The following is a 22240-nucleotide window of genomic DNA, read 5'->3' as shown; positions in this document are numbered from 1 at the left end:
CGGCGGGAGCGGTGTGTCAGACAACTTATTTCAATCTGACCCACCGCTCCCGCCGGCAAGCCGTGCTGCTACGAGGCCTGTGTCTGAAAGCCTGTCCTTATTTCGACCCCGTCACACCCTTGACCACCGCCGTATGCGCCTTGGCATCCTTGGCCAGCGAGATCACGTTGACCATCGCGGTGCGGGTGCCGGAGGCGGCGGTGATGGTGGTGCTCAGCACGTTGCCGCCATCGACACTGCCCGACGCATCCAACTGACGCAGGCCGAGGCCTTTTCGCACGATCTTCTTCTCACCGAGCTTCTTGAAGTCCTTGTAGCTGGACTGCTGCTGCACCAGGGTTTCGGCAATGATGTTGTCCAGGGTCTTGGCGTCGTTGGGCGTGACCTTCTGGCCATCGGGCAGCGGCGTTTCGGTGATGATCACCACACGCCGCGCCGGTTTGTTCATGTACAGCGCCCCGGTCACGCCTGCCGCCTTGGCCTTGTCGTCGATTTCCTCCATCGGCCCTTTGACATAGTCCTTGGGCAGGGTGAAGACAAACTTGCCGCTGAGCATCGAGACTTTCTGGCCAACGGGTTTGGCGGGCGCAGCTTTTGAGGGTTTGGCTGTGTGGGTGGTCTTGGACGACTTGGCAGGGTGCTTCGTCTCGGTTGCAGCCTGCGCGCCGCAAGCCACCAGGCCGAAGGCCAGTGCGGAGCAGAGCAGGGCGGATCTCAAGGTGAACAGGCGCATTCCTACCTCTTTAAAAGCTGATACTTACAGGGGGTAGGCATTTTGCCTGACGTGCACAGGGCATTGGTAGGAAAGCGATGGGGTGACGTGCGGGGGCTTATCCGCAGCCAAAAAAGCCGCTAGAGGCAGCGGCTGAAATTTTGGAGCTTGGGGCATCGCGCCACGAGCAATGACGCGAACAAACACAATGAAAAAAACTGCAGGCTTGGTCCGGGTTGTAACCTCCTTGCTGGTGCAAGTCCGATCAGGTGCCCCCACTGTAAAAAGCTGACGCCCCGGGATCAAATGAAACCCGGGTAACTATTTTTTAGAGAAATTGTTATGTGAAAGGCCGGGAATTTTTCGCAACAGAGGTTTACGGCAGCTTGAACCGACCTTAAACCTTCATCGCCGGAAAAATCGCCCTGATCCCCCGGCACTTCGGATAATCCGTACAGCCCCAGAAATTGCCCCCGGCATTGGCACCGGTGCGCGCCACCCGCATCACCATCGTCTTGCGGCAATGGGGGCACGCCGGCGCTGGCGGCGCAACTGGCTCAGCCGGCGGCGCTGGCACCGGATCCTTTACAACAGGCGGCACAACCTTCGGCACTTCAACCACCGGCTCAACGCGCTCCCGCAATACCTCGGTAGTGGGTCCTTGCATCGGCTTCTTCGCCTCGGCAATCCACTGCTTCAACACCGCGCCATCAATAAGATGCAGATTGCGCCCCGACGCAAATTCCCGCGCCGGTTTGCTGAACTTCCCACTGGTAATCACGAAACCGCCGACAGCCCCCTCGGCCGCCATCGCGCCATACAGCTCCCGCACCACTGGCACCCCCACCTGCACCGCACGCCATTGCTTGCACTGCACCAGATAGGTTTCTCCATCCTTGCGGGCAATCAGATCGACGCCACCGTCCGGGCCCTTGCCGCCGGTTTCCTGCACCGCATAACCCCGACGTCGCAAGGCTTCGCCTACCAGCAACTCGAAATCCTGCCAGGTGATGCCGAGAAGGGAGTTGCCCTTGGTGTTGGCGGCTGAATCGAGCAGATTGCGGCGCTTGCGTCGGCCAACGATCGAGGCGATTGCGCCCAAGGTAAAAATCAGCGGCAAGAGATACTGGAAAAAACTCGCCGCCATATGCGCCATGTTGGTCAATACCGTGGCTTGCAGATGATGAATATCCGACGCGCTCGCCAACGGCTGACTGGCAACTGAATGCAGATAAAGCCACGAGCCCAGCGCAATAGCGAAGCTGAGCCACCACGGCAGTCTTGCGGCGATATAAAAGAGATCGTCAAACAGTGAAGTTTTCCTGGCCATATCCCTGGTCTATTTCAAAAAAGCCAATTCTACAGAGAAAAGCCTCTGTAATGGCTCAATGATGTCATGGTAAAAAGCTACCCGGAATATTCATCTGTACCGCTAGGGAATGGCCATGAACAGGGTAGGAACCGGCTTCGTCGCAACGCTTGCATTGCTGTGCGCCTTCAATGCATCCGCCAGGGAAGCGATGCCCGCTGACGCCGTCATCGTCCAGCGCATCATCGAAAACTCCATCGCCGGCTACCCCGGCAACTGCCCATGCCCCTACAACACCGCGCGCAACGGCAGCCGCTGCGGCAAACGCAGCGCCTACAACCGTGCGGGTGGCTACGCGCCGCTGTGCTTCAAGGAAGATGTGTCCCGCGACATGGTTCAGGAATACCGCCAACGCAACAAAGGCTAACGCCCCGCTCAATCACAAACTCCGCCCCCGTAGGAGCGCGCTTGCCCGCGACGGCGCCAGGATATTCAACACAGCGTCACCCGCCCGTCAAAAACAGCAAAACACCGGGCATTGTCATCATGCCCGGCTATGCGACAGATCACTGACTCATGTCGCCCTTCTTCATGCTGTCCTTGGACATGGCGTCTTTCTTCATGCCGTCGTTAGACATAGCATCTTTCTTCATCGAATCCTTCTTCATCGCGTCACCCTTGGTGGCAGGCTTCGCCATCTTGTCCTTGCTCATCGCGTCATGAGACATCCCGCTCTGATTGCTCATGCTGTCATTGCTCATGGCATCCTTGGACATGGTGTCTGCCGCATAGGCGCCAGAAACCGCCAACAGCAAAGCACCGGAAAAAACAGTTGCGATCACCTTGTTCATTTTTGAATTCCTTCGGAAGTGTCCGGAAATGATTGTTTTGACTTCAAACTGCACAATCACTGTGCAAGAAACCCGGTCACCAAATCCTCCCGGAAGGTTAAACAATTCGTGATGTTTGCCCGCGGATACCCCCCAATCCTGTAGGAGTGAGCTTGCTCGCGATCAGGCCCGCCCAGTCACCCCAATCTCAACCCCCGAACCACCGACCGCCACCACGGCACCCGCATCTCACCCCGAACCTCATCCACCGCCAGCACCCGCGGCATATCCCGCAACCGAATCCAAGCCTCACTGCGCCAATGCAGCATGCTCACCGACAACCCCGGCCATTGAAGAAAACTCAAACAAGGACTGCACGGCGCCACCCACTCATCCCGCAAACACGGCACCACCTCATGAGTGATCCACTGCCGCAAACCCCGGTTCTCAACGTGGTAGTGATGCACCAACAGCACATACACCGCGGACTCGCTCACCATCAGCTCATCCTCCTCACCGCACGAATCCACCAACCGCATCACCCGCCGCTGATCCGCATCCAGCTTGCGCGTTGTGCGTTCGTTCAAAGGCCAGCCTACGAGACGGCCAAGGTCCTTGGCGCAGAACCAGACCTGGGATTCGAGGAGGAGGGTGCGCAGGGGGCGGTTGTGGCGGTGGAAGGTGGTGGGGGCGTGGGTTATAGGCATTTCCATATCTCTGCGAAGTTTGCCATCCATGGCTGAATTGGGTGTCGGGAGCTAAGAAACTCTCAGCAGAGAAAAGAGCCGGGCATATTTCCCTTACGGGTCTTGTATTCGCCCACTCCCGACATAGCAGAGATTTATGGCGCGCAGGCAGAGGCCGTAGGCGCACATAAGCCGCATCTATCGGGAGCGGACGGGCCGCTCTGCTGGGGTATTTCTAATGCGTTTCTTAGGCGCCGAGGCAGGGTAGGTGGCTGGGCCTGCTTCGGCAAGATTCGATGTTGTAGGAAAATTCTGAAAATCATCACGATTGGTTAGGTATCGCTACTTCAAAGCTGCTACTAGCACTTGGTGTTCCTGGGCGATCTCAAACGGAATGGCGTCATCAGGAGCGTTTAACGATCCTGACGGCTGTGGATTGCCGCGTGAGCCAGCGAACAGTTGCAAGGTATTGAATTGCAACTTCAGCGCTTTGACGCTAGGCCAATCTTTCGAGCTTTCAGGGACGGATAGGGCTTTATCCGCCCATTCCTCGTACTCGCTTCCGATCAGCGGTTCAGTTAATTTTACCGTTCGATTCTCAGGGTCGATCCACAAAAGCCCCAAGTCGAAAAGGGTATGAATATCAGCGCGAAGCAACAAACCATTGCTGACGACGTTGGTTTCATCACCCAGGTAAGGGACGATGTGAGCTGCCTCTAGGAGAGCCTCAATGGTGCACCCGGTGACGGCGCATCTGCCTTTGTAGGCTTTGAGCAGCGCGGCTCTGAACTTGCCTTGGCCTTTGCGACGAACTACCGATGCAATGACCTTCTTGCGAGCGTCGATGATGTTTTGAGGATCGAATTCACCTGAATCTGCCAGTTCCTCTTCGACGACAGATGCGTTGAGGTGAGGGCTGCTTTCATGGCGGAGAACAAATTTGGTTGGTTTCGAACCTGACTGGCTTTGATAGAGGAAACGCCCTTTGTAGGTAAAGCCATATCCGGGATGCTGATTTTTCTTTGTCCTGTAGAACAGCAGCAGTTCTAGCCCGCGCTCGAGGTGGTTCTCAAGAAGGTAATCGGTCCGTCCTTCGGTCTGTCCTTCCATCCGTAACACATCGCCGATAAGTACGTCCTCGTACTGAGTTTTATCTGGTGTCTTGGTTTCTGTGACGAAGATCCATACCGAATCGAAAGCCGCGGGTTTGAAGATGCCGTTCTTGATATTGGCGTCGATGATTTGGAACTGGGTACGCAAATCTTTGCGGCTATACACGTGACCTTCGTTGAGCAAGCTAGACGTGTTGGTACCAGTGAGAACCTGTTGTGAGTATTTCTTCGTCACGTTGTAGTCCTTTTCCACAGAACATGTAGGAAAAGGAATGTTGCGTCACGCTGGTACTCCGTTACAACCTGTTTCGGGTCAATGTGATATCACAGGACTATCAACGTTTCAGGCCTCATACCTGATCGTCCCCACGCTCTGCGTGGGAACGCATTCCCTGACGCTCCGCGTCAGCTAGACCCACCGCTGCACCTCAATCAAACCCGGCTTCCCCTGATAATCCCGTGCACTCGAATACCTCCAGTGTTCACCAACATCCACATACCCCCGCTTCGCCGGATTGTGATGAATGTAATCGAGCTTCTGTCGCATCACGTTTTCGCTGTACACCAACTCCGCGTGCACGCCTTCCTGCCAGACCTGATACACACGGTCGACCTTATGTGCTCGCTTGGCGAATCGTAGCCGCTGCAAAGTGTTTTCGGCATGTATGGTTTCGAGGTGATCGATGATGTTTCGGGCGGTGAAGGATTTGAAGCTTGCGACTGATCTAGCGAGGTTGGGAGATTGGGCGAGGTAGTGCAGGTGGTTCTCCATGATCACGTAGCCGTAGAGTTCGAGGCCTTGGTTGTCCTGCTGAAATCGCCACGCGTTCAAGACGATATCCACCAGGGCAGGGCGGGTGAATAGTGGAAGCCATTCAACGATGGTGCAGGTGAGGAAGTGGGGTTTATCGATTTCGGTGATGGTGTAGCGGCTGCGGGCCATGGCTCTTCCTTGAATATGGGGCTGGGCGCGGAGCTTTGAGGCTACTTCAGGTGATGATTGAGTTTGAGGGGACTGGTGTTTCTGGGTGCTTCGGGTTGGTGGTGCTAGGGGAGGACGCGGAGCGTCTTGGGCTGCATTCCCACGCGGAGCGTGGGAACGATCAAATACATCAGAGCAGGACAGCTCGTCTGTGAGCCAGCAGCGTTAGCCTTCAGGTGGGAATGGATCATCTCCATAGGTATTGCGTTCACGAATCTGACCGTTCCGCCCATGGATGAACATCTCGCTTCCTTGATTAATTGCGATCTCCCGTGCAACTCCTATAGCTTCTTTTTGTGTATCGACGACCTTCGTAGCCTTTGAGTTTCCTGCGCCTTTAACGGCCCATTTGTCACCTTGGGGTACAACATGTTGATTTTTTCCTGACATGATTTTTAGCCTCTTCAACATTAGTGTCTGGCTATGGGCAGTCTGCCTAGCCGCGATTTACTGAGAGCCAGACCATAAGGTCCTGTCTCCGACGATCAGCCGTTGACACCGTATGAAGGTGGTCCATACTCACGCCCCGCATTTGCTCAAATGCTTTCGTGATTGGAAATACCTTCAATTACGGCCCGTACAAGTGGGCTTCGTTCACCAGTACGGTCAAGACCCACGGCAGTCGCGCCAACGACTTCCGTGGGTTTCTTGTTTTTGCTGTTTCCTAATGCAAAAAAGGCTGCGCATCTCTGCACAGCCTTCCCAATCAATCCCAGCTCAACGCCCCACCCGTCTGATACTCAATCACCCGAGTCTCAAAGAAATTCTTCTCTTTCTTCAAGTCCATGATCTCGCTCATCCATGGGAACGGGTTAGTGGTCCCTGGGTACTCTTCTTTCAAGCCAATCTGCGACAGACGACGGTTGGCGATGAATTTGAGGTAGTCCTCCATCATCGCGGCGTTCATGCCCAGTACGCCGCGTGGCATGGTGTCGCGGGCGTATTCGATTTCCAGTTGGGTGCCTTGCAGAATCATCTGGCTGGCTTCTTCCTTCAGTTCGGCGTCCCACAGGTGTGGGTTTTCGATCTTGATCTGGTTGATCACGTCGATGCCGAAGTTCAGGTGCATGGATTCGTCGCGCAGGATGTATTGGAACTGTTCTGCGACGCCGGTCATTTTGTTGCGGCGGCCCATGGAGAGGATCTGGGTGAAGCCGCAGTAGAAGAAGATGCCTTCCAGGACGCAGTAGTAGGCGATCAGGTTGCGCAGCAGCTCTTTGTCGGTTTCGACGGTGCCGGTGTTGAATTCCGGGTCGGAGATGGCGCGGGTGTATTTGAGGCCCCAGGCGGCTTTTTTCGCGACCGACGGGATCTCGTGGTACATGTTGAAGATTTCACCTTCGTCCATGCCCAGCGATTCGATGCAGTATTGGTAGGCGTGGGTGTGGATCGCTTCCTCGAAGGCCTGGCGCAGGATGTACTGGCGGCATTCAGGGTTGGTGATGAGGCGATACACGGCCAGCGCGAGGTTGTTGGCAACCAGGGAGTCGGCGGTGGAGAAGAAGCCCAGGTTGCGCATGACGATGCGGCGTTCGTCGTCGGTCAGGCCTTCCGGGTTTTTCCAGAGGGCGATGTCGGCGGTCATGTTGACTTCTTGCGGCATCCAGTGGTTCGCGCAGCCGTCCAGGTACTTCTGCCAGGCCCAGTCGTACTTGAAAGGTACGAGTTGGTTGAGGTCGGCGCGGCAGTTGATCATGCGCTTTTCGTCGACGGCAACGCGTGCGGCGGAGCCTTCGAGTTCGGCCAGACCTTCGGCGATGTCGAGTTTGTCCAGCGCGGCTTTGGCGCGGGCGACGGCGGCGGAGTCACTGGTGTTGACGGCGCGTGCTTCGCGAGCGGCGGCACCACCGGCGCTGTCGAGTTTGTCCATGGCGGCTTCCGAAGCGTGGCCGGCGTTGGCGCCTTTCACGGGTTCAGCGACGGCGTCTTCTTTGTCGAATTCGTCCCAGCTCAGCATGACGTTGAGTCTCCTGCTTGAGGGTCAGTGGTAATGACTGACCGGATGGATCTTGAGTGTTGGTTGCGTATCAGGCGTTGCACGCAAAGAACATGAATAGGTGAGGGGTAGCCCTCGGTGTTTCTGTTTATGAGCGGTTGGACGGGATGCGTCGGCGACTGGGCTGACGTGATCGCGAGCAAGCTCACTCCTACAGGTTTGCGGTGTAGGGCCGTTTGTAGTGGTCCGGTTTGCGGGCGGTGGCGCGGTTGAGGACGTCACCGCCGGCGAGCCGGACTGCTACAGGTTTTGTGTCGTGTCAGCGATTCCAGGGTGTCTGGTTCGCGGGCAAGCGCGCTCCTACAGGAGGAGCGCGTTTTGCCTTACTGGCAAGCCTCGCAATCCGGCTCGTCAATGGCGCAGGCTTTCGGCACTGGTGCTGGACCTGCCGGGGCTGCTTCGGCTGGACGTGGGGCGGTGATCGCCGAGTCGTCCGGGCCGTGGCCGCCGCTGGATACTGCGTTGAGCTTGCCGGTGTTGATGGTCGATTTCTCGGTGCTGGTCGCGGCCAGGGCACGGAGGTAGTAGGTGGTTTTCAGACCACGGTACCAGGCCATGCGGTAGGTCACGTCCAGCTTCTTGCCCGAGGCGCCGGCGATGTACAGGTTCAGGGACTGAGCCTGGTCGATCCACTTCTGGCGACGGCTTGCTGCGTCGACGATCCAGCGGGCATCGACTTCGAACGCGGTGGCGTAGAGGTCTTTGAGCTCCTGCGGGATGCGCTCGATCTGTTGTACCGAACCGTCGTAGTACTTGAGGTCGTTGATCATGACCGAGTCCCACAGGTCGCGTGCCTTGAGGTCGCGAACCAGGTACGGGTTGATCACGGTGAATTCGCCCGAGAGGTTCGATTTCACGTACAGGTTCTGGTAGGTCGGTTCGATCGACTGCGATACGCCAGTGATGTTGGCGATGGTGGCGGTCGGTGCGATGGCCATGATGTTCGAGTTACGAATACCTTTCTGAACGCGGGCACGGACAGGCGCCCAGTCCAGGGTTTCGTTCAGGTCGACGTCGATGTACTTCTGGCCACGAGCCTCGATCAGGATCTGTTGCGAATCCAGCGGCAGGATGCCTTTGGACCACAGCGAGCCCTGGAACGTCTCGTAGGCGCCGCGCTCGTCGGCCAGGTCGCAGGAAGCCTGGATGGCGTAGTAGCTGACGGCTTCCATGGAGCGGTCGGCGAACTCGACGGCAGCGTCGGAGCCGTAGGCGATGTGCTGCAGGTACAGAGCGTCCTGGAAGCCCATGATGCCCAGGCCGACCGGACGGTGACGGAAGTTGGAGTTCTTCGCCTGTGGCACGGAGTAGTAGTTGATGTCGATGACGTTATCGAGCATGCGAACGGCTACGTCGACGGTGCGCTTGAGCTTGTCGGTGTCCAGTTTGCCGTTGACGATGTGGTTCGGCAGGTTGATCGAGCCCAGGTTGCAGACCGCGATCTCGTCCTTGTTGGTGTTCAGGGTGATCTCGGTGCACAGGTTCGAGCTGTGGACTACGCCCACGTGCTGCTGCGGCGAGCGCAGGTTGCACGGATCCTTGAAGGTCAGCCATGGGTGGCCGGTTTCGAACAGCATGGACAACATCTTGCGCCACAGGTCTTTGGCCTGGATGGTCTTGAACAGCTTGACCTTGCCTGGGTACTCGGTCAGCGCTTCGTAGTACTCGTAGCGCTCTTCGAAGGCTTTACCGGTCAGGTCGTGCAGGTCCGGGACTTCGGATGGCGAGAACAGGGTCCACTTGCCGTCGTCGAAGACGCGCTTCATAAACAGGTCAGGGATCCAGTTGGCGGTGTTCATGTCGTGGGTACGACGACGATCGTCACCGGTGTTCTTGCGCAGCTCGATGAACTCTTCGATGTCCATGTGCCAGGTTTCCAGGTAGGCACAGACAGCGCCCTTGCGCTTGCCGCCCTGGTTCACTGCAACAGCGGTGTCGTTGACCACTTTCAGGAAGGGTACGACGCCCTGGGATTTGCCGTTGGTGCCCTTGATGTACGAGCCCAGCGCGCGAACCGGAGTCCAGTCGTTGCCCAGGCCGCCTGCGAATTTGGACAGCATGGCGTTGTCGTGGATGGCGTGGTAAATGCCCGACAGGTCATCCGGAACGGTGGTCAGGTAGCAGCTCGACAGTTGTGGACGCAGGGTACCGGCGTTGAACAGGGTCGGGGTCGAGGCCATGTAGTCGAAGGACGACAGCAGGTTGTAGAACTCGATGGCGCGGTCTTCGCGGGCTTTCTCTTCGATTGCCAGGCCCATGGCCACGCGCATGAAGAAGATCTGCGGCAGTTCGAAACGCACGCCATCCTTGTGGATGAAGTAACGGTCGTACAGGGTCTGCAGGCCCAGGTAGGTGAATTGCTGGTCGCGCTCGTGGTTGATCGCCTTGCCCAGTTTTTCCAGGTCGAATTCGGCCAGCACCGGGTTCAGCAGTTCGAACTCGATACCCTTGGCAACGTACGCAGGCAGCGCCTTGGCGTAGAGGTCGGCCATTTCGTGGTGGGTCGCGCTCTCGGCGACGCCCAGGAAGCCCAGGCCTTCGGCACGCAAGGTGTCCATCAGCAGGCGCGCGGTGACGAACGAGTAGTTCGGCTCGCGTTCAACGAGGGTACGCGCGGTCATCACCAGGGCGGTGTTGACGTCGGTCAGCGCTACGCCGTCGTAGAGGTTCTTCAGGGTTTCGTTCTGGATCAGGTTGGCGTCGACTTCGGCCAGGCCTTCGCACGCTTCGGTGACGATGGTGTTCAGACGGCCCATGTCCAGTGGCACCAGGCTGCCGTCTTTGGCAGTGATGCGGATCGACGGGTGAGCCTGGACCGGCGCTTCGCCGCCACGACCGGCACGCTCTTTGGAGCGGTCGTTACGGTAGATCACGTAGTCGCGAGCCACTTTTTGCTCGCCAGCGCGCATCAGCGCCAGTTCTACCTGATCCTGGATTTCTTCGATGTGGATGGTGCCGCCCGAAGGCATGCGACGCTTGAAGGTCGCGGTGACCTGCTCGGTCAGGCGCGCAACGGTGTCGTGGATGCGCGAAGACGCAGCGGCAGTGCCGCCTTCAACTGCGAGGAAAGCCTTGGTGATGGCGACGGTGATCTTGTCATCGGTGTACGCAACGACGGTGCCGTTACGCTTGATCACGCGAAGCTGACCCGGAGCGGTGGCGGACAGGTCCTGCTGGGTCGCACCTGTCTGCGGCGCAATGGCCTGCGGATTCTCGCGAGTTGTGTCTGTTTGCATGGGTGTCTCCACGTTCTCTATGTTTATTTGGGCACGGGTTGCGTACCCACCGTTCCGTCTTGAAGCAGTTGACCGACGAGTGTCGATCCAATGACTTCAAAACGGATGGGAAGGCTGAAGGATTGCCGACCCTGGCTTTGAAGTCCAAAAGGGCGCGGCTCTGTGGCTGGCACCCTGTAAAAGCTTGTTCAATATGCAGTTTTTATGTTGCAACACTTGTACCGTAACGCGCAGATCATGAAGCGTGGTGTCTGCCATTCGCGTGTGAGCGGTCAGGCGGTGAAACAGAGGGTAAGTCAACCCGTTTGGCGCGAGAAAAAGGCTTGAAATCTCTCGGTCATTTGTGTTTGGTTTTTCGGCCTAAACCCTACATGTAGGGGCTGGCTGAGCAACGAGGTACTAGATTATGTGCTCGTGACACTAAATGCAATGTACGAGCTGTGGATAAGTCTGTGTGTAATTTGTGTGGGAATTGGGGAAATCCCACGTAGGCCGCGTAACCACTGGGATGGGCCGCCGGTCACTGTTTTTTCAGCCTGCAAAAAGAGTTGCCCGGTTTTTTGCGGGCGCGAACCCTATCACAGAAAGCGGGGTTGGCAAGGCTGGTTGTGGGGCGTTTTGAATGAGGTGTGTCATGTTGGGGCAGTGGGTAGAATGACCCGCAGTGTCGGGTATCGATAAGAACAACATCAGGAGACACGGATCGTGCAGCAAGAGCCCTGGCAGGTGCTGATCGTCGAGGACGACCTTCGGCTGGCCGAACTGACCCGCGATTACCTGGAAAGCAACGGCCTGCGCGTGAGCCTTGAGGGCAACGGTGCGCGGGCGGTGCAGCGGATCGTCGACGAGCAGCCGGCGCTGGTGATTCTCGACCTGATGCTGCCCGGTGAGGATGGCCTGAGCATCTGCCGCAAGGTGCGCGGGCGCTATGACGGCCCCATCCTGATGCTCACCGCGCGCACCGACGACAGCGATCAGATTCAGGGCCTGGACACCGGCGCCGACGATTACGTCTGCAAACCGGTGCATCCGCGAGTGTTGCTGGCGCGGGTACACGCCCTGCTGCGCCGCAGCGACACCCCCGACGAACCAGCCCGAGAGGAGCGGCGCCTGACCTTCGGCCCGTTGATCGTCGACAACGCCCTGCGCGAGGCCTGGCTCAGCGGGCGCAGCATCGACCTGACCAGCGCCGAATTTGACCTCTTGTGGCTCTTGGTGGCGAATGCCGGGCGTATCCTGTCCCGCGAGGAAATCTTCACCGCCCTGCGTGGCGTGGGCTACGACGGGCAGGACCGCTCCATCGACGTGCGCATCTCGAAGATTCGCCCGCGCATCGGCGACGACCCCGTCCACCCGCGTCTGATAAAGACCGTGCGCAACAAGGGCTACCTGTTCGTGCCCGAAGCGGCCCGGGACGTGACCAACTTCATGCTGAACGGTTGAGTCAGGTGACTACGGCATGAACTCCATTTTCCTGCGTATATATGGCGGCATGCTGGGCGTACTGGTGCTGGTCGCGCTGCTGGGCGTGCTGACGCTGCACCTGGTCAACAAGGTGCGCGCCGAGCAATACCGCGAACAACTGGCCCACGGCACCTTCGCCTTGATGGGCGACAACCTTGCGCCGATGAACGATATAGAACGCATCCGGGCCTTGGCGGTGTGGGAGCGCCTGATGGGCATTCCGCTGTCGCTGCAGACCGCCGAGCAGGCCCATCTGGACGGCGGCGCGCGCAATCGCCTGAGCCGTGGGCAAGTGGTGGTCGAGAAGACCGGCCCCCATGCCGCGCGGGTGTTTCGCGAGGTGATACCGGCGAGCGCTGGCAGGCCCGGCAGCGCGTTGCTGTTGACCGGCGAGGTGCAGCAGATCAGCGAGCAACTGGCACGGGCGACGATTTTCCTGTTACTCGACGAACTGGTGCGGTTCCCGGTGGATGAGCAGCCGATTCGTCTGGAAACCCTGCGCCTGAGCAAAGGTTTCGGCTTCGACATGCACCTGATCCGGCTCGAACAGGCGGACGTTGACGACGACCAGCGCCGGCGCATCGACGAAGGCGACACGGTGATGGCGCTGGGCAAGGGCGGCGACTCGATCCGCGTGCTGTCGGGCGTCGGCGAGACGCAATGGGTGCTGGAAATCGGCCCGCTGTACCAGATGAACCCGTACCCGCCTGAGCTGCTGGTGCTGATCGCCTTTCTCGGCCTGTGCCTGATCGGGCTGGTGGTGTATCTGCTGGTGCGGCGGCTGGAGCATCGCTTGCGCGGACTGGAAGCGGCCGCCACGCAGATCGCTCAGGGCAGTCTGGAAACCCGCGTGCCTGAGTCAGGCGCGGACTCGGTGGGCCGGCTGGCCTCGGCGTTCAACGGCATGGCCGAGCACCTGCAGCGTTCGTTGACCATCCAGCGCGAGCTGGTGCGGGCGGTGTCCCACGAGCTGCGCACCCCGGTGGCGCGCCTGCGCTTCGGGCTTGAGATGATCGGCGATGCCAGCACCCCCGAGGCGCGCCACAAGTACATGATCGGCATGGACAACGACATACAGGACCTGGACAAGCTCGTGGACGAGATGCTGACCTACGCGCGGCTTGAGCAGGGCTCGCCGACGCTCAGTTACCAGCGCATCGATCTGGCGGCGTTGATCGATCAAGTCGTCGCTGAACTGGCGCCATTGCGGGCCAATGTGCGGGTCAGTCGCGGGCAATCGGTGGCGGTGGGCGATGATGCCCAGGCCTGGGTCGAGGCTGAGCCGCGTTATCTGCATCGTGCGTTGCAGAATCTGGTGAGCAATGCGATGCGCCACGCCGAATCCCAGGTGCGGGTCGGCTTTCAGTTGAGTCAGGAGCGCTGCCGCATCGATGTCGAGGACGATGGCCCCGGTGTGCCGGAAAGCGCCTGGGAGCGAATCTTCACGCCCTTCATGCGCCTGGACGACAGCCGCACCCGAGCCTCTGGCGGCCACGGGTTGGGCTTGTCGATTGTGCGGCGGATCATCTACTGGCACGGCGGCCGGGCGCTGATCGGTCGCAGCCAGGGGCTGGGCGGGGCGTGCTTCAGCCTGACCTGGCCGCGCCAGCAGGGCGAGCCGTGAGTTCCGGATCGTTCGCGGGGGCACTCGCACCTTTTGCCGAGACGGTGGTTGTCGATCAACAGCGGACGGTCGTTGCGGTGCCTGAACTGTTGCAGCCTGTGACGCTGGATCGGCTGTTGCTGCGCGTCTATGGCCCAGAGTTGATGCCCGACAAGCGCCCGGTGCTGGTGTCGCAGTTTGCCAAGTATTACTTCATGCAGCTTGTTCCACCTGTTGTTGTGGCAAACCTGACGGATGACATCAGTTGGCCGCTGGGGCTCGATGAGGTGGCGTTTGCGGTGAACGAGCGCGGGTTGCTCGACGGGGTGAGGTTTTTCGGGGACCGAGTTTCGCTGTCACCGTCATCTGACCCATTCACGCGATTCGGACCGTTGTTGGTCCATTTGCGCAAGGTGATCGATGCATTGAGCGCCTACGCTGGCGTGGGAGCGTCGGTGTTCTGGAGCAGCGCCGGGGATTATCTGGAGACCTGCCTGCGGCGGCTGGCGTTGGTTAGTGACGTTTCGCTGGAGCCGGCTCATCGACTGCTGCGTGAGCGTTTGCAGACCGATGGGCAGCCCAATCCGCTGTTCAATACCATCACCTATATAGAACGACCTCCCCGCAGGCAGCGGCGAAGTTGCTGTTTGAGTTATCAGGTGGAGTGGGTGGGACGGTGTGAGCATTGCCCATCAAAAAACACGGACCTGTAGGAGTGAGCTTGCTCGCGATTGCGGTATGTCAGATCCGTAGGTGTATTGGATAGATGGCAATCGCGAGCAAGCTCACTCCTACAGGGGAGGTGGTGAAGCTGGGATTGCTACAAGGCTCAACAACTGCCCATCCTGCACGCTGAACTGCGCGTCGAGCTCCTTGCCGCTGTGCCATTCCTCAGACAGGTCGATCTTCAGCCGCAAGCGGGCGCTGCCGTCCTCTGACCACTGCAATAACTCGGCATCTTCAAAATAGAAGCGCTTGAGCACGATGGGGTAGAGCGCCTTGAACAGCGCTTCTTTGAGCGAGAAGGTCAGGGTGACCCGTAGCGCGACCTGATGCTCAGGCCCTTGGGCCATGCGTTGCAGTTCGTAGGCGGTGAGGATTTCTCCGGCCAGGCGGGCGGCGCGCTCGCTGCTCATTACCTGCTCGACATCCAGCCCCAAGCCGCGCCAGTGGCGTTTATGGGCCACCAGCGCCGCAGCCCAGCCGGTGCTGTGGGTGATCGAGCCGCACAGATCGGCGGGCCAGGTCGGTGCACGGTCATCGCCAATCGATGGCACATGAACGCGGCCGTCCAGCTGATGCATCGCCTCCCGCGCGCACAGCCGCCCGGCGAGAAACTCCGCCTGACGCTTGGCCACCGAGCGCTGGATGCTCGCGGGCGGCTCGATCAGGCAGTGCGAAAAATCGCCGTCGGTGAGTTGCTGTGGATCGAACCGGCCGCTGACCAGCACCACATTGGCCAGCGGGTGGGGCAGGGGCCAGTGGGTGGTGAGGATGGGGCAGCAGGGGGGGAGTGTCTGGGTCATGGGTCGGCATTTTGCCGGAAAGCAAATGGCATTGAATACACCCCCTGTAGCAGCCCGGCCGGGCGGCGCTCCGCTTGCCGGCGGGAGCGTAGTGTCAGACGACTCATCACTCACTGACACTACGCTCCCGCCGGCAAGCCGTGCTGCTACGGGGAGATGTGGTGGGCATTCAGAGCGTCGAGTTCTTCGCGAACTGCTCCTTGAGGAACGCCTTCATGTCGGCCCACGAGCTCATGTCCGCAGCCTGGTTGTAGCCGATGTCCGGGCCGCCGTGGTCGCCGTGGCTGAGCTTGTCGGCGTCGGGGTTGGTGAAGCCGTGCTTGGCGCCGTCGATGCCGACGAACTTGTAGTCAGCCTTGGCCGCATCCATTTCCTTTTTGAAGTCTGCGACGTTCTGCGCGGTGACCATCGTGTCGCCGTTGCCGTGTTCGACCAGCATCGGCGTTTTGGTCACGCCTGCCTTGGCCGGGGTCTTGGTCGCCAGCGCGCCGTGGAAGCTCACCACCGCCGCCAGTGGCTCGCCGCGACGGGCCGCATCCAGCACGACGCCGCCGCCAAAGCAGTAGCCGATGGCGGCGATTTTCTGCGGGTTGGTCTCGGGCTGCTTCTTCAATTGCTCAAGGCCTGCATCGAAGCGCTTGGCCGAGGCGGCAGCGTCCTTGGTCGCGGCGGTCATGAAGGCCATGGCGTCCTTGGGATGCTCGGTGTTCTTGCCTTCGCCATACATATCGATGGCCATGGCGCTGTAGCCCAGCGCGGCCAGATCACGAGCCCGGCGCTTGGCGTAATCATTCAGGCCCCACCATTCGTGAACCACCACGACACCCGGGCGCGGGCCCTTGATCGCGTCGTCGTAGGCGTAATAGCCCACGAGCTTGGTGCCATCGGCGGCCTGGTAGTCGAGGGTGCGGGTCTTGATCTCGGCCTGGGCCAGGCCTGCAAGGCACATGAGGGTCAGGGCAATCAGCAATCGCATGGTCATCTCTCCTGGGGTCTTAGAGGGGTACGGGGCGACAATGCACAAGCAATGGACTGATCAGGCGCCGGATCGATCCATTGGCGAACGTTCAGCGCAGGTTCAGTGCGCGTTCAGTGGGAGTTCAGCGATGGCGCATTACCTTGAGTCCCGTATTCACAGCAAGCGCCAAGCGCTTATAAGGACATAACCATGCTCAAGATCAATCAGCTCATCATGGCCCTGGCATTCGTAGGCGGCAGCGCAGTCGCTCAAGCCTCTGAGGGTAGCAGCACATTCGGCGGTGTCACCTACGGCAACACCAGCGACAAGATTTCCAAATCCAACGGCATCAACCGCAACCTGAACGCTCCCCACGCGGACCACATCATCCACAAGAACAGCACCTGGGGTGTCCGGCTGGGCCAGCAGAACGCTGACAGCCGCTACTACGCCACCTACGACAACGCTTCCGCCAGCCACAACGGCCTGAAACTGCGTCAGGAAAACCTGCTGGGCAGCTATGACCTGTTCTCTCCGATCGGCGCCAGCACCAAGCTGTTCGGCGGCGCCACCCTGGGCGTCACCAAGCTGTCCCAGGAAAGCAGCGGCATGAGCCGTGATACCGGCATGGGCTATGCCGCAGGCCTGCAGGCAGGTGTGTTGCAGCAAGTTGCACAAAACGCGTCGGTAGAGTTGGGTTATCGTTACCTGCGCAGCAATGCCAGCGTCGAGGTCGCGCCGCACCACGCGGCCAAGGTTGGCTCGCTGAAGCTCGACAGCAGCGCCCAGACTTACCTGGCCGCCAACTACAATTTCTGAAGCGCGGATGGCTGGAACACTGCCGGGTTCATGCGATGCGTGACCCCGGCAGCACTATTTTCAGGTTTTGCCGGGTTCGGCAGGACATTGAGGGGAGATATGCATGAAGTTGCTGGTTGTCGAAGATGAAGCCCTGTTGCGCCACCACCTGCAGACCCGCCTGACCGAAAGCGGCCACGTGGTCGAAGCGGTGGGCAACGCCGACGAGGCGCTGTACCAGGCCGCCCAGTTCAATCACGACCTGGCGGTGATCGACCTCGGCCTGCCGGGCATGGGCGGCCTCGATCTGATCCGTCAACTGCGCGCCCAGAACAAGGCTTTTCCGATCCTGATCCTCACCGCCCGTGGCAACTGGCAGGACAAGGTCGAAGGCCTGGCCGCCGGTGCCGACGACTATGTGGTCAAGCCGTTCCAGTTCGAAGAGCTGGAAGCGCGGATGAACGCACTGCTGCGCCGCTCCAGCGGTTTCACCCAGTCCACCATCACCGCTGGCCCCTTGCTGCTGGACCTGAACCGCAAGCAGGCGTCACTGGATGAGCAGCCCCTGGCACTCACCGCCTACGAATACCGGATCCTGGAATACCTCATGCGCCACCATCAGCAGGTGGTGCCCAAGGAACGCCTGATGGAGCAGTTATACCCCGATGACGACGAGCGCGATCCGAACGTGATCGAAGTGCTGGTCGGGCGTCTGCGTCGCAAGCTCGAAGGGCCGGCAGGGTTCAAGCCGATCGATACTGTGCGCGGCCTGGGTTACCTCTTCACCGAGCGCTGCCGATGATTCGATCGCTTCGCGTTCGCCTGATGCTGGCCGCCGCCACCTTGGCGGTCATTTTCATGTTACTGATGTTGCCGGCGTTGCAGAGCGCTTTCAGCCTGGCGCTGGAAAGCTCCATCGAGAAGCGCCTGGCGTCCGATGTCACCACGCTGATTTCTGCCGCACGGGTCGAGGATGACCGGCTATTGATGCCCACCTTGCTGCCCGGCGAGCAGTTCAGCCTGCCTGACAGCCGCCTGCTGGGCTACATCTATAACCGCTCCGGCAAGCTGGTATGGCGCTCCCGTGCCACCGAAGACGAAGAGATCGACTACCAGCCGCGCTATGACGGGCGCGGAACCGAGTTCGCGAAGATTCGCCAGCCCAATGGCGAAGAGTTTTTCGTCTACGACGTCGAGATCAAGCTGCTGGGGGGGCGCAACGCGGCGTTCAGCATCGTGGCGCTGCAACCGGTGCGCGAATATCAGGAAACCATTTCCGGCCTGCGCGAGAAACTCTACCTGGGGTTCGGCGCGGCCTTGCTGGTGCTGCTGACCCTGCTGTGGGGCGGGCTGACTTGGGGCTTGCGGGCGCTCAAGGGCATGAGCCAGGAGCTCGATCAGGTCGAGACTGGCTCCAGGGAAAGCCTCAGCGAGGAACACCCCAGCGAACTGCTGCGCCTGACCGGCTCGCTCAACCGCTTGCTGCGCAGCGAGCGTGAGCAGCGCATTCGTTATCGTGACTCGCTGGGCGACCTGGCCCACAGCCTGAAAACCCCGCTGGCGGTGCTGCAGGGTGTGAGTGAAACCATCGCCAAACGCCCCGAGGATCTGGAGCAGGCGCGCATCCTGCAATCGCAGATCGAGCGTATGAGCCAGCAGATCGGCTATCAGTTGCAGCGCGCCAGCCTGCGCAAGAGCGGGCTGGTGCGGCATCACGTCAGCCTCAAGCCGGTGGTCGAGAGCCTGTGCAACACGCTGGAGAAGGTCTATCGCGACAAGCGGGTGCAGGTGGTACTCGACCTGCCCGACGACTGCCAGGTGCAGATGGAGGAGGGCGCCTTGCTGGAAATGCTCGGCAACCTGCTGGAAAACGCCTATCGCCTGTGCATCGGCCAGGTGCGGGTCAGCTGGCGGCCGTCGATGATGGGCGATGAGTTGTGCATCGAGGATGACGGGCCTGGCGTGCCCCAGAGCCAGCGGGCGCGAATCCTCGAGCGTGGCGAACGCCTGGACCGGCAGAACCCGGGGCAGGGGATCGGGCTGGCGGTGGTCAAGGACATCATCGAAAGCTACGGCGCGCAGTTGACCCTGGGCGATTCGGACCTGGGCGGCGCGGCGTTCAGGATCAAGTTTGCGATTTGAAGGGGAGCCGTCAGGCTTCCTTCTCGCGGTACGCTCCCGGCGTCAATCCGGTCCATTTCTTGAACGCCCGGTGGAACGCCGAAGGCTCCGAAAACCCCAATTGCTCGGCAATCTGCTGCAACGACAGATCCGCCTGGCCCAGATGAAAAATCGCCATGTCCCGCCGCAGTTCGTCCTTCAACCCCTGAAAACTCGTGCCTTCGTCGCGCAGATGCCGGCGCAGGGTCTGGGGGCTGATGTGCAGGTGATCGGCCACGGTTTCCAGGTCCGGCCACTGGGTGCAGTCACGGCTGAGCAGGCGGCGCAACTGGCTGGAGAGACTGTCACCCTCGTCCGGGCGCGCCAGCAGGTCGGCGGGCGAGCGTTCGAGAAAGCGCTTCAAGGTCCGCTCATCCTGCAGCAACGGCATGCTCAGGTAGCGGGCGTGAAAGGTCAGTGCGGTCTGGTCTGCGTCGAAGGTCATCGGGCAATAGAACAGCAAATCGTACTCGGCGCTGTGGGCAGGTTTCGGATAAGCGAAGGTGGCGTGATCCAGCCGGATACGCTGGCCAATCAGCCAGCTTGCCAGCCGATGCCAGATCACCAGCAGCGATTCACTGAGAAAATGCTCCGGATCGCGCAGGCTGCTTTCATCCAGGCATAAACGCACCCAGTCGCCCTCCCGTTCAAGGCTCAGGCGTGGCGAATCGGCAAACAGCCCGTAGAACCTGAAGCCGCGCTGCAGGGCCTTGTCCAGCGTGCGGCAGTGGATCAGCGCGTGGCACATCATGGCAAAGGTGCCGCGTTTGCTGGGCGCCAGGCCAAACCCCATGTATTCGTCGTCCAGCGCCCGCCATACCAGCTGGATCAACAGCGCGAACTGCTCCGGCGCGATGCGTGCGCGGGGCTCGTTGAGCAATTCAGGGGTGATGCCGGCCTGCGCCAGGATCGGCTGGCAGTCCAGATCATAGCGGCGGGCGCCCTGCAGCACGGCGCGGGCAAAGTGGCTGGCAATGGTTCGATGGCGCATGGCGGGGCAGGTCGTCGCACCGAGAATGAAAGTGACTGATGGTAGGCAGGCATGCAGGCCCCGGACAAGGCGGATACCCGCCAATACCAACGCTTATTTTTCGAGAGTTGGCGGAAATCCGCCATCGCGATGGGGCTTTTTTAGCTAGTGTTAACCAGACAGTCCATGCCGCACGGGGCTTTCGGGGAATTTTCCAATAGTGGCACGGGGCTTGCGATACAACGAGCAGAGACCTGCCTCGCGCAGCTCGACAAAAACAAATCCCTCCGAGCAGGAGGGTTCGTACTTTAGGTGTCGGTGTATCAGGAATGATTCAGCCCGATGCTCTTGAGGAAACTGCAATGACGACTCGTCAGCCACTCTACAAATCCCTGTATTTCCAGGTAATCGTTGCAATCATCATCGGTATTGCAATCGGTCACTGGTACCCCGATGCCGGCAAGGCCCTCAAGCCGCTGGGTGACGGGTTCATCAAACTGATCAAAATGGTCATCGCCCCCATCATCTTCTGCACCGTGGTCAGCGGCATCGCTGGCATGCAGAGCATGAAATCCGTGGGCAAGACCGGCGGCTACGCGCTGCTGTACTTCGAAATCGTCTCGACCATCTCGCTGATCATCGGCCTGGTCGTGGTCAACGTGGTTCAGCCGGGTGCCGGCATGAACGTCGACGTCTCGACCCTCGACGCTTCCAAGATCGCTGCCTACGTCACCGCAGGCCAGGATCAGAGCGTGATCGGCTTCATCCTGAACGTGATCCCGAACACCATCGTCGGCGCCTTCGCCAACGGTGACATCCTGCAAGTGCTGATGTTCTCGGTGATCTTCGGTTTCGCCCTGCACCGCCTGGGTGCCTACGGCAAGCCGGTTCTGGACTTCATCGATCGCTTCGCCCACGTGATGTTCAACATCATCAACATGATCATGAAGCTGGCGCCACTGGGTGCACTGGGTGCCATGGCCTTCACCATCGGCGCCTACGGCGTGAGCACCCTGGTGCAACTGGGCCAGCTGATGCTGTGCTTCTACATCACCTGCCTGCTGTTCGTGCTGGTGGTACTGGGCGGTATCGCTCGCGCCCACGGTTTCAGCGTCATCAAGCTCATCAAGTACATCCGTGAAGAACTGCTGATCGTGCTGGGTACTTCCTCTTCGGAATCGGCCCTGCCACGCATGCTGATCAAGATGGAGCGCCTGGGCGCGAAGAAATCCGTCGTGGGTCTGGTGATCCCGACCGGTTACTCGTTCAACTTGGACGGTACTTCGATCTACCTGACCATGGCGGCCGTGTTCATCGCTCAGGCGACCAACACCCACATGGACATCACCCACCAGATCACCCTGCTGCTGGTGCTGCTGCTGTCCTCCAAGGGCGCGGCTGGCGTGACCGGTTCCGGCTTCATCGTACTGGCGGCCACCCTGTCGGCGGTAGGTCACCTGCCGGTGGCGGGCCTTGCGCTGATTCTGGGTATCGACCGCTTCATGTCCGAAGCCCGCGCCCTGACCAACCTGGTCGGTAACGCTGTTGCCACCCTGGTTGTCGCCAAGTGGGTCAAGGAACTGGACGTGCCGCAATTGCAGGCCGAACTGGCCTCGGGCGGTCGTGCCATCGAAGACATGCGTCCGCAGGACGACCTGGGCGTTGCCGAAGGCACTCCTCAGGCAACCCGTTCGTAATACGCCTGGCGTGTTGAAAAAAAGCCTGTCTTCGGACAGGCTTTTTTGTGGCCACTAGAAAACCCTGTGTGGCCAACACAAAACCCTGTGGGAGCGGGCTTGCCCGCGAATGCCGTGGGCCAGTCAAAGACGTGTTGCCAGGCCTGACGCCTTCGCGGGCGAGCCCGCTCCCACAGAGAATGCGTCAGCCCTGATGTCGGC

The 22240-nt window shown here is 60.0% G+C and carries 20 protein-coding genes; 8 read left to right on the top strand and 12 right to left on the bottom strand.

Annotated elements, in window-relative coordinates; genetic code table 11:
- Positions 1-97: 97 nt before the first annotated feature.
- Positions 98-733 (bottom strand): polyribonucleotide nucleotidyltransferase, encoded by a 636-nt coding sequence (locus ACIPO9_RS19540; RefSeq protein ID WP_400782888.1) that lies wholly within the window; start codon positions 731-733, stop codon positions 98-100.
- 376 nt (positions 734-1109) lie between these two features.
- On the bottom strand, positions 1110-2042 hold the full coding sequence (locus tag ACIPO9_RS19535; RefSeq protein WP_400782885.1) for a restriction endonuclease: 933 nt from the start codon (positions 2040-2042) through the stop codon (positions 1110-1112).
- 115 nt (positions 2043-2157) lie between these two features.
- Here ACIPO9_RS19535 and ACIPO9_RS19530 point away from each other — a divergent pair, with 115 nt between their 5' ends.
- Positions 2158-2448, top strand: coding sequence for a hypothetical protein (locus tag ACIPO9_RS19530; protein ID WP_400782884.1), 291 nt, complete (start codon positions 2158-2160; stop codon positions 2446-2448).
- 139 nt (positions 2449-2587) lie between these two features.
- On the opposite strand, the gene ACIPO9_RS19525 is transcribed toward ACIPO9_RS19530, so the two are convergent.
- The 7 genes from ACIPO9_RS19525 to ACIPO9_RS19495 form a co-directional block, all read right to left on the bottom strand.
- Positions 2588-2872, bottom strand: coding sequence for a pentapeptide MXKDX repeat protein (locus ACIPO9_RS19525; RefSeq protein ID WP_400782882.1), 285 nt, complete (start codon positions 2870-2872; stop codon positions 2588-2590).
- Positions 2873-3048: 176 nt separating this feature from the next.
- Positions 3049-3588, bottom strand: coding sequence for a Bro-N domain-containing protein (locus tag ACIPO9_RS19520; protein WP_400782881.1), 540 nt, complete (start codon positions 3586-3588; stop codon positions 3049-3051).
- Between the two features lie 291 nt (positions 3589-3879).
- A complete protein-coding gene (locus tag ACIPO9_RS19515) occupies positions 3880-4884 on the bottom strand; it encodes an HNH endonuclease (RefSeq protein ID WP_400782879.1) in 1005 nt (334 codons plus the stop codon).
- A 174-nt stretch (positions 4885-5058) separates the two neighbouring features.
- On the bottom strand, positions 5059-5592 hold the full coding sequence (locus tag ACIPO9_RS19510; protein ID WP_400782877.1) for an REP-associated tyrosine transposase: 534 nt from the start codon (positions 5590-5592) through the stop codon (positions 5059-5061).
- Between the two features lie 204 nt (positions 5593-5796).
- Positions 5797-6021: a DUF2188 domain-containing protein gene (locus ACIPO9_RS19505; protein WP_400782875.1), complete on the bottom strand. Its 225-nt coding sequence runs from the start codon at positions 6019-6021 to the stop codon at positions 5797-5799.
- Positions 6022-6337: 316 nt separating this feature from the next.
- Positions 6338-7588: a ribonucleotide-diphosphate reductase subunit beta gene (locus tag ACIPO9_RS19500; RefSeq protein ID WP_274134241.1), complete on the bottom strand. Its 1251-nt coding sequence runs from the start codon at positions 7586-7588 to the stop codon at positions 6338-6340.
- A 362-nt stretch (positions 7589-7950) separates the two neighbouring features.
- Positions 7951-10863: a ribonucleoside-diphosphate reductase subunit alpha gene (locus tag ACIPO9_RS19495; RefSeq protein ID WP_400782873.1), complete on the bottom strand. Its 2913-nt coding sequence runs from the start codon at positions 10861-10863 to the stop codon at positions 7951-7953.
- 705 nt (positions 10864-11568) lie between these two features.
- Between ACIPO9_RS19495 and ACIPO9_RS19490 the strand changes: the two genes are divergently transcribed.
- Genes ACIPO9_RS19490 through fhuF form a run of 3 tightly spaced genes read left to right on the top strand, consistent with a single transcriptional unit; the run spans position 11569 to position 14643 of the window.
- Positions 11569-12306: a response regulator gene (locus ACIPO9_RS19490; RefSeq protein ID WP_274134239.1), complete on the top strand. Its 738-nt coding sequence runs from the start codon at positions 11569-11571 to the stop codon at positions 12304-12306.
- 16 nt (positions 12307-12322) lie between these two features.
- Positions 12323-13951 (top strand): ATP-binding protein, encoded by a 1629-nt coding sequence (locus ACIPO9_RS19485; RefSeq protein WP_400782871.1) that lies wholly within the window; start codon positions 12323-12325, stop codon positions 13949-13951.
- Positions 13909-14643, top strand: a complete 735-nt coding sequence (gene fhuF / locus ACIPO9_RS19480; RefSeq protein ID WP_400782870.1) for a siderophore-iron reductase FhuF — start codon at positions 13909-13911, stop codon at positions 14641-14643. Before ACIPO9_RS19485 ends, fhuF begins: the two co-directional genes overlap by 43 nt.
- Positions 14644-14721: 78 nt before the next feature.
- On the opposite strand, the gene ACIPO9_RS19475 is transcribed toward fhuF, so the two are convergent.
- Both ACIPO9_RS19475 and ACIPO9_RS19470 read right to left on the bottom strand, forming a co-directional pair.
- Positions 14722-15456 carry a 4'-phosphopantetheinyl transferase gene (locus tag ACIPO9_RS19475; protein WP_400782868.1) on the bottom strand — a complete coding sequence of 245 codons (735 nt, stop codon included), beginning with the start codon at positions 15454-15456 and terminating at the stop codon, positions 14722-14724.
- Positions 15457-15625: 169 nt separating this feature from the next.
- Positions 15626-16432, bottom strand: coding sequence for a dienelactone hydrolase family protein (locus tag ACIPO9_RS19470; protein ID WP_400782866.1), 807 nt, complete (start codon positions 16430-16432; stop codon positions 15626-15628).
- 192 nt (positions 16433-16624) lie between these two features.
- Between ACIPO9_RS19470 and ACIPO9_RS19465 the strand changes: the two genes are divergently transcribed.
- The 3 genes from ACIPO9_RS19465 (at position 16625) to ACIPO9_RS19455 (ending at position 19354) form a co-directional block, all read left to right on the top strand.
- Complete coding sequence (locus tag ACIPO9_RS19465) at positions 16625-17233, top strand: hypothetical protein (protein ID WP_400782863.1); 609 nt, start codon at positions 16625-16627, stop codon at positions 17231-17233.
- A 103-nt stretch (positions 17234-17336) separates the two neighbouring features.
- The gene (locus ACIPO9_RS19460) at positions 17337-18014 is read left to right on the top strand and encodes a response regulator (RefSeq protein WP_274134234.1); all 678 of its coding nucleotides are present in this window, start codon (positions 17337-17339) and stop codon (positions 18012-18014) included.
- A complete protein-coding gene (locus ACIPO9_RS19455) occupies positions 18011-19354 on the top strand; it encodes an ATP-binding protein (protein WP_274134233.1) in 1344 nt (447 codons plus the stop codon). Before ACIPO9_RS19460 ends, ACIPO9_RS19455 begins: the two co-directional genes overlap by 4 nt.
- A gap of 10 nt (positions 19355-19364) precedes the next feature.
- Here ACIPO9_RS19455 and ACIPO9_RS19450 read toward each other — a convergent pair whose 3' ends face one another.
- Positions 19365-20363, bottom strand: coding sequence for an AraC family transcriptional regulator (locus tag ACIPO9_RS19450; protein WP_400782861.1), 999 nt, complete (start codon positions 20361-20363; stop codon positions 19365-19367).
- A 341-nt stretch (positions 20364-20704) separates the two neighbouring features.
- Here ACIPO9_RS19450 and ACIPO9_RS19445 point away from each other — a divergent pair, with 341 nt between their 5' ends.
- The gene (locus ACIPO9_RS19445; RefSeq protein ID WP_400782858.1) at positions 20705-22039 is read left to right on the top strand and encodes a dicarboxylate/amino acid:cation symporter; all 1335 of its coding nucleotides are present in this window, start codon (positions 20705-20707) and stop codon (positions 22037-22039) included.
- Positions 22040-22240: the final 201 nt, after the last annotated feature.

It is taken from the genome of Pseudomonas sp. NPDC090203, assembly GCF_044746765.1.
GTDB lineage: Bacteria > Pseudomonadota > Gammaproteobacteria > Pseudomonadales > Pseudomonadaceae > Aquipseudomonas > Aquipseudomonas putida_AD.
Note: the sequence above shows the minus strand (reverse complement) of the source record. Positions and strands in the feature narration are given on the sequence as shown.

Coding starts and splice junctions, on each gene's coding strand:
- ACIPO9_RS19540 (WP_400782888.1), bottom strand. CDS start 733: ATGCGCCTGTTCACCTTGAGATCCGCCCTGCTCTGCTCCGCACTGGCC.
- ACIPO9_RS19535 (WP_400782885.1), bottom strand. CDS start 2,042: ATGGCCAGGAAAACTTCACTGTTTGACGATCTCTTTTATATCGCCGCA.
- ACIPO9_RS19530 (WP_400782884.1), top strand. CDS start 2,158: ATGAACAGGGTAGGAACCGGCTTCGTCGCAACGCTTGCATTGCTGTGC.
- ACIPO9_RS19525 (WP_400782882.1), bottom strand. CDS start 2,872: ATGAACAAGGTGATCGCAACTGTTTTTTCCGGTGCTTTGCTGTTGGCG.
- ACIPO9_RS19520 (WP_400782881.1), bottom strand. CDS start 3,588: ATGGATGGCAAACTTCGCAGAGATATGGAAATGCCTATAACCCACGCC.
- ACIPO9_RS19510 (WP_400782877.1), bottom strand. CDS start 5,592: ATGGCCCGCAGCCGCTACACCATCACCGAAATCGATAAACCCCACTTC.
- ACIPO9_RS19505 (WP_400782875.1), bottom strand. CDS start 6,021: ATGTCAGGAAAAAATCAACATGTTGTACCCCAAGGTGACAAATGGGCC.
- ACIPO9_RS19500 (WP_274134241.1), bottom strand. CDS start 7,588: ATGCTGAGCTGGGACGAATTCGACAAAGAAGACGCCGTCGCTGAACCC.
- ACIPO9_RS19495 (WP_400782873.1), bottom strand. CDS start 10,863: ATGCAAACAGACACAACTCGCGAGAATCCGCAGGCCATTGCGCCGCAG.
- ACIPO9_RS19485 (WP_400782871.1), top strand. CDS start 12,323: ATGAACTCCATTTTCCTGCGTATATATGGCGGCATGCTGGGCGTACTG.
- ACIPO9_RS19475 (WP_400782868.1), bottom strand. CDS start 15,456: ATGACCCAGACACTCCCCCCCTGCTGCCCCATCCTCACCACCCACTGG.
- ACIPO9_RS19470 (WP_400782866.1), bottom strand. CDS start 16,432: ATGCGATTGCTGATTGCCCTGACCCTCATGTGCCTTGCAGGCCTGGCC.
- ACIPO9_RS19465 (WP_400782863.1), top strand. CDS start 16,625: ATGCTCAAGATCAATCAGCTCATCATGGCCCTGGCATTCGTAGGCGGC.
- ACIPO9_RS19460 (WP_274134234.1), top strand. CDS start 17,337: ATGAAGTTGCTGGTTGTCGAAGATGAAGCCCTGTTGCGCCACCACCTG.
- ACIPO9_RS19455 (WP_274134233.1), top strand. CDS start 18,011: ATGATTCGATCGCTTCGCGTTCGCCTGATGCTGGCCGCCGCCACCTTG.
- ACIPO9_RS19450 (WP_400782861.1), bottom strand. CDS start 20,363: ATGCGCCATCGAACCATTGCCAGCCACTTTGCCCGCGCCGTGCTGCAG.
- ACIPO9_RS19445 (WP_400782858.1), top strand. CDS start 20,705: ATGACGACTCGTCAGCCACTCTACAAATCCCTGTATTTCCAGGTAATC.